This is a genomic window from Kluyvera sp. Awk 3, from assembly GCF_028069715.1.
GTDB classification, from domain to species: domain Bacteria; phylum Pseudomonadota; class Gammaproteobacteria; order Enterobacterales; family Enterobacteriaceae; genus Kluyvera; species Kluyvera georgiana_A.
In genome coordinates, this window is sequence record NZ_JANEWH010000201.1 from 1 (window position 1) to 5843 (window position 5843).

The window sequence follows — 5843 nt, forward strand, 5'->3', positions numbered from 1 at the left end:
ATATTCCTTCACCGTCAAAAGAATAAATAAATCTCCTCTCAGGATTCGTAAAATCGCTGGATTTTTGCTTAAAATTTACTTAGGATTTATCTCAATGATGATTAGTTGTAACAATTAATTGGTGTGAAAATGATAAGTAATATCGATTGTGAGAGGCATGTAATGGCGTCAGAAAATAAAGAACCGGGCGTGAAACGCAAAGCATGGCTGAGCGTATTCCTGGGTTCCGCGCTGTTCTGGATTGCTGTCGCACTGCTGATCTGGAAGTTCTGGGGCTAAACATGCTGACGTCTGAACGTGTTAAACCGGCGAAGCCCCGCGCGCCGGCGGTAAAGAAACCCGTTGAGAATAATAATAAGGTCAATGTCCCGGACGAGTGGAAATTGACGCCTGAGCAAAAAGAGTTTATCGAACTGTTCAATCAGGATGAGAATAAGAAACAGTAACTCCAGGGTTATTGTCCATCTTTCTTCCCCTACCGATATATCCCGAAAATCCTTCTCCTGCTATTTATTTCCCTTCGTCTCTTTTTTAATAAAGCGTTGATGCATTTATCAATCTGAGCCCTTTTCCGGCGTGTTCGGGTCGTTGTGTTATCTTTAATAGAGGCTCTGAGGAGTGTCAGAGTGCTGCAATTCCCGTCATTTAAGGAGGAGCTATGTCGTCAACCCTACGAGAGGCCTGCAAGGAAACGCTACAGGTCGACAATAAAACCTACCACTACTACAGCTTAGCGCTGGCCGCAAAGACCCTTGGCGATATTGACCGCCTGCCGAAATCACTCAAAGTTTTACTGGAAAATCTTCTGCGCTGGCAGGATGGCGACTCGGTGACTGCCGACGACATCCAGGCGTTGGCCGGTTGGCTGAAAAACGCCCATGCCGACCGGGAGATAGCCTATCGTCCCGCTCGTGTGCTGATGCAGGATTTTACCGGTGTACCGGCAGTGGTGGACCTGGCTGCCATGCGCGAGGCGGTGAAGCGCCTCGGTGGCGATACCCATAAGGTGAACCCCCTGTCGCCGGTGGATTTGGTGATTGACCACTCGGTCACCGTAGATCGCTTTGGCGATGATGATGCCTTCGAGGAAAATGTGCGCCTTGAAATGTCGCGCAACCATGAACGTTACACCTTCTTACGCTGGGGGCAGCAGGCGTTCAGCCGCTTCCGCGTAGTGCCACCTGGCACCGGTATTTGCCATCAGGTCAACCTTGAATACCTGGGGCAAGCGGTGTGGAGCGAATTGCAGGGCAATGAATGGGTGGCCTATCCGGACACCCTGGTCGGTACCGATTCCCATACCACTATGATTAACGGTCTGGGCGTACTGGGGTGGGGCGTTGGCGGTATCGAAGCGGAAGCGGCAATGCTCGGACAGCCGGTCTCCATGCTGATTCCCGATGTCGTTGGCTTCAAGCTGACCGGCAAGCTGTGTGAAGGAATTACCGCCACCGACCTCGTGCTCACGGTCACCCAAATGTTGCGCCAGCTTGGCGTGGTGGGGAAATTTGTTGAATTCTACGGCGACGGTCTGGATTCGCTGCCGTTGGCTGACCGCGCCACTATCGCCAATATGGCTCCGGAATACGGGGCAACCTGCGGTTTCTTCCCTATTGATGACGTCACGCTCTCTTACATGCGCCTGAGCGGACGCAGCGATGAACAGGTCGCGCTGGTGGAGGCCTACGCCAAAGCGCAGGGCATGTGGCGGCACACTGGCGATGAGCCGGTATTCAGCCAAACGCTGGCGTTGGACATGGGCGATGTAGAGGCGAGCCTCGCCGGGCCGAAACGCCCGCAGGACCGCGTCGCGCTGGGCAACGTGCCGAAAGCGTTTAACGCCAACACTGAACTGGAAGTGAATGGCGCGGGTAAAGCAAAGCCGGCCGTCGCCTTTAGCCTCAACGGCGAGCAGTATGCCTTACCGGAAGGGGCGGTGGTGATTGCTGCGATTACCTCGTGTACCAACACGTCAAACCCGAGTGTGCTGATGGCCGCCGGGCTGCTGGCAAAAAATGCCGTTGCGCGTGGGTTGAAGCCGAAGCCATGGGTGAAAGCGTCGCTGGCACCGGGGTCGAAGGTGGTGTCGGAATACCTGGCCTATGCCGGGCTAACGCCGTACCTTGACCAGTTGGGCTTTAACCTGGTTGGTTATGGCTGTACCACCTGTATTGGTAACTCGGGACCCTTGCCTGATCCGATTGAAAGCGCGATTAAACAAGGCGATCTGACCGTTGGCGCGGTGCTGTCCGGTAACCGTAACTTTGAAGGGCGTATTCATCCGCTGGTTAAAACGAACTGGCTGGCTTCGCCGCCGCTGGTGGTTGCCTACGCGCTGGCGGGTAATATGACGGTCGATCTGACGCTGGATCCCCTGGGAGAAGATAGTCAGGGGAGACCGGTGTACCTGAAGGATATTTGGCCGGGCAGCGATGAAATTGCGCGCGCGGTGCAGCAGGTATCGACCGATATGTTCCACAAAGAGTACGCGGCAGTGTTTGCCGGCACACCTGAGTGGCAGGCGATTAGCGTGCCAGCCTCGGACACCTACAGCTGGCAGAATGATTCCACCTACATTCGTCAGTCACCGTTTTTTGACCAGATGGGCGTTGTGCCGGAACCGGTGAAAGATATCCAGGGCGCGCGCGTGCTGGCGATGCTTGGCGATTCGGTCACCACCGACCATATTTCCCCGGCAGGGAGTATCAAGGCGGATAGTCCGGCAGGGCGCTATTTACAGGAAAATGGCGTCGCCACCCGCGACTTTAACTCCTACGGTTCCCGTCGCGGCAACCATCTGGTGATGATGCGCGGCACCTTCGCCAATATTCGTATCCGTAACGAGATGGTGCCCGGCGTGGAAGGGGGCATGACCCGCCTGCTGCCTGGAGATGAGGTGATGTCCATCTACGATGCGGCGATGCACTATCAGGCGCAGGGAACGCCGCTGGCGGTGATTGCGGGTAAAGAGTATGGCTCGGGTTCCAGCCGCGACTGGGCGGCGAAAGGCCCGCGTCTGCTCGGCGTACGGGTGGTGATTGCCGAGTCGTTTGAACGTATCCACCGTTCCAACCTCATCGGTATGGGCATTCTGCCGCTGGAATTCCCACAGGGCCAAAGCCGCAAAACGCTGCAGCTCACCGGCGAGGAACGGATCGATATCGCCGGGCTACAGCAGCTGAAGCCGGGGGCAACGATCCCTGTCGTGCTAACTCGTGCAGATGGTCAGCAGCAAACCGTGCTGTGCCGCTGCCGTATCGATACGGCGACCGAGCTCACTTACTACCAGAACGACGGTATTTTGCATTACGTAATTCGTAATATGCTGAGTTAAAAAAACGGGGCCGATGGCTGGCCCCAAAACAGACGATTGCAAAAGTAAACGCTAACGTGGCATGTAGAACGGAAGCAGTGCGATAGCGCCGCCTGGCGCTATCGCGAAAACGGATTATTTAAAGGTGTAGACCACCCCCATACGCAGACGGAACTGGCGTTCGGTGGACTTGGATGAGCGCCCTATATCGCCGAAAGTGACGTACGGTTTCCACTCTTTCTTATCACCCAGCAAGTAGTCGAATTGCCACTCCTGCTCATAGTCATAGTGCTGATTGCCCCATAATATTTCATCGCCGTGCTTATAGATAAATTTATAAGTGGTGGAGAATCGGTCCCAGGTGTAGCGCAAATAGATATCACCACGGTTGACCGTACGGTGTTTGTTGGTGCTACAGGATTTATCACCGTTATAGCCGCAGTCGGGATCGTTGGCGTAATCGGTCATTTCAAAACGGTACATCCCGCCGATGGCCCAGTTTTCATTAAAGGTATACCAGGGCACGAAACCAAATTTCCATTCGGTACGTTCGTTATTGAATTCTGGTTGAATTAACGGTGATATCTTGAAGTTGTCAAATATAAAAGCGCGGGAAAGAGTAAGCTCAACCGCGTTGATCACCGGATCAGAAAACATCTTGTCTTTGGTGTCTTTGCCACCTGTTTTATATTTTGTTTCTATTGAGAAGTTAAAGTTATTCGGCAGGGCCGCTGACATGTTCAACTTGTCATAATGCGTCCGGTCGCGCGTTCGATATTCGTGTCGATAATCCAGACTTAGTGCTTTAATCGGTGATGAACCTTCCTCTGCCAGTGCAACCTGGCTAACTAATAAGACGCATCCTGCCATAAGGTATTTACGAGATAACATATTTTCCCTCTTATTGTTTAGACCACGAGATTAAGTCGTACATAAATGCTCCGCCCTGGAGTCGGAAGGTGACGGTATTATTGCCATTAACCATCTTGTCCGCGGGCAGTTCTATTTTTTCGTTATGGTATTTACCGCTACGGGTTGCGCCACGGTAAATAGCCTTATCGTTTTCGTATGCCAGCGTTTTAATGACTTTATTATTTAACAACACCTGCATGACGGGTTTGGTTGGGTGGTCCATACCGAAGTTACTGACGGCGGCGAACGCGACGTTTAAATAACGGGGCTGACGATCGGCGGTATCGCTAAAGCGAATCGACCAATCGCCGGGCTGGGTCTGCGTGTAATACCAGTCCTGATACGGGTCGCTGCGTCCGATATCGAACGTCAGACTGGCGGGGACGCGATGCTGCCACTGCCAGCCTCGCGGAGCATTGCCGAAGCGGAACTCGCTGGCTGAACGGTCGGACTGGCCGATGGACCACAGCGGCGCGACGAAGGGCGGCAGCGTAATGTCCGCCAGCACCGTGGCATCATCCTGAATGTTGACCGTAGTGCTGTACAGCAGCCCGGGGCGCTGGCCTTCGCTAGCATAAACATCAAGCCGATACTGGCCTTTTACCACGTTGTTGAAGGCGATTCGGCCCTGCGCGTCGCTGGTGCTGCTCCAGGCATATCCCAGGGTCTGGACATCGGTCGGCTCGGTGAGCGAGGAACTGAGGATGACATTGACCTTTGTCGGTGAGAGCACTCGGCCAAGCACTTCAGCGCGTTGGGTGCTATAGCGGTCGTCTTTCACCCACGTGTAGGGCCAGGCGCGCTGTTCGGCTAGCGCCTGACGCTGGACGTCCTGTTTCAGCGTTTCGGCATCGCCCTGATTGAAGTACATAAACCACGGGCCGTATAGCTTCTGCCAGCCCGGCGGCGCAATCATATCGGGAGAGCCAAGGTGCGCGCCGGTCAGGTAGTTGAGGACGATGGCATCCTGATGAACCAGCAACTCTTGCTTGTTGCTGTCGCCGGAAAAGTACTCCGGTGAGGCGGGAATCAGCCATGCGCCGAGCCCATCGCCATAGACTCCCCAGAAAGGCAGCTGTCGCTGATAGCCGGCGAAATCATACTTGCTATAGACGTCACCAGAGGGTAAACGCCAGGTTTCATCCTGGATTTTGGGTAACTTTTCTAATGCGCTATACAGCAAAGGAATACCATCGCGCTGGCCGTTAAACAGATGATTCATGCGCAGAGGGTCAAAGCGGTATACCACCCTAAGCTCACTGACTAATACCGGTTTGGGTGTTTTATTTTCCGCTACGACGTAGCTATAAAATCCGTTACTGCCTTGCGGAATAATATAGTGGTATTCCAGCGCTAGCTTTTCAGCGTTTTCTCCCTGAAACATGATGTGCAGCCGCTGCGGAGTATTTTCAATGAGCGTGAATTTGTTGGCAATAAATGGCGTAACGCGCCCTGAGTGATAATCAAGGTAACCGCTGCGAATTTTGTCAGGGTCGCGCTGGGTGCCGGATAAATGTGCCAGCAGGTTATTATTGCCCATCTCCAGGTGGGTGATATTTCCCGATGCTGCAAGGGTGATTTTCAATTTGCCATTATCAATAAGATATTTATCTTGTTG

Annotated in this window: 5 protein-coding genes; 3 read left to right on the plus strand and 2 right to left on the minus strand. The window is 53.6% G+C overall.

Features of this window, described 5'->3' with window-relative positions:
• The first annotated feature begins 129 nt into the window (after window positions 1–129).
• The 3 genes from NNN71_RS23300 (at window position 130) to acnA (ending at window position 3334) form a co-directional block, all read left to right on the plus strand.
• Entirely contained in the window at window positions 130–279 is a 150-nt protein-coding gene (locus tag NNN71_RS23300) for a YmiA family putative membrane protein (RefSeq protein ID WP_074416844.1), read from the plus strand.
• Window positions 280–281: 2 nt separating this feature from the next.
• Window positions 282–446, plus strand: coding sequence for a hypothetical protein (locus NNN71_RS23305; protein WP_163448896.1), 165 nt, complete (start codon window positions 282–284; stop codon window positions 444–446).
• Window positions 447–658: 212 nt separating this feature from the next.
• Entirely contained in the window at window positions 659–3334 is a 2676-nt protein-coding gene (gene acnA, locus NNN71_RS23310; RefSeq protein ID WP_271459459.1) for an aconitate hydratase AcnA, read from the plus strand.
• Between the two features lie 114 nt (window positions 3335–3448).
• Here the strand turns inward: acnA and NNN71_RS23315 are convergent, their stop codons facing one another.
• Both NNN71_RS23315 and NNN71_RS23320 read right to left on the minus strand, forming a co-directional pair.
• Window positions 3449–4204: an oligogalacturonate-specific porin KdgM family protein gene (locus tag NNN71_RS23315; RefSeq protein ID WP_065357582.1), complete on the minus strand. Its 756-nt coding sequence runs from the start codon at window positions 4202–4204 to the stop codon at window positions 3449–3451.
• Between the two features lie 10 nt (window positions 4205–4214).
• On the minus strand, window positions 4215–5843 hold a 1629-nt coding region (locus NNN71_RS23320; RefSeq protein ID WP_271459460.1), incomplete at its 5' end, for a polysaccharide lyase family protein.